The organism is Streptomyces alkaliphilus, assembly GCF_014141535.1.
Taxonomy (GTDB): Bacteria; Actinomycetota; Actinomycetes; order Streptomycetales; family Streptomycetaceae; genus Streptomyces; species Streptomyces alkaliphilus.
This window is the reverse complement of sequence record NZ_VKHT01001492.1, coordinates 1-849: the sequence shown is the minus strand read 5'-3', so window position 1 is coordinate 849 and position 849 is coordinate 1. Positions and strand designations below refer to the sequence as shown.

Genomic DNA, 849 nt, shown 5'->3' with positions numbered 1-849 from the left:
GATCCGATGAGCGCCGCCGGTCCAACCGCTCCAGCAGCACGACCAACTCCTCGGCGCGCCGGGTCGCCGCCTCCCACTCCGACCCCGCTGCGGACGCCCCGTCCCCGGGGCCCGGTTCCGCCCGGCGCGCCACGGCGATACCCTCTCGGAGTCCTCGCGCCCGTGTGATGAGGTCCCGGAGTCCATTTCCCTCCGGGGAGCCGGTCGCCGAGTGGTCCGGATGCTGGGAGGAGAGCATTCCTGAGCCCCGATGCGGTACGGGCCGGTGCGGTACCACCGGCGGGGACGGCACGAACGGTCTCCGACTCTGGCACAGCTTTCCCGCATCCGTAAGGGAGTCGAGGCCGGTCGAGCCCCTCCGTTCGCACTCACTCCCGGTGCCCGGCGCGGAACCCCCACCCGCGCACGGGACCGGCCCCGTCCGTCCCCGGTCCGCGCCGGGCGCGCGGACCGGGGGGAAATCCCGTTGCCAGCCGCTTCCCCTCCCCGGATGCTGAACCCATGCACGCAGGTCCGTTCGAAACAGACATAGCGCCCAGCGGTTCGCTGCTCGGGCTGCTCCAGCGCGGCCGGGGGGACGGCGCGCTGCACGCCCTCGCGGCGCCGCGCCCCGAGGCCGCCGCCGCACTCGACCACTGCGTGCGGAGGGACCCCCGGCGGGACTGGCGTGTCGAGCACCGCTCCTTGTACTACGCCCGTCTGTACGTCGAGCTCTCGGCCGACCTCGACGCGCTGGACGACCACCTGGCCGCCCACGAGGATCTTTCGGACCCGTCATCGCCACTATCCGCCCCCACCGCTTCGGGTGGGGGCGGATAGTGGCGATGACGGGTCCGAAAGATCCTCGTG

At 73.1% G+C, this 849-nt stretch carries 1 pseudogene; it reads left to right on the top strand.

Annotated features, from left to right (window positions below):
• Window positions 1-501 precede the first annotated feature (501 nt).
• Window positions 502-771: pseudogene (locus FNQ90_RS25280) on the top strand (HEAT repeat domain-containing protein); the annotation flags it as partial.
• Window positions 772-849 lie beyond the last annotated feature (78 nt).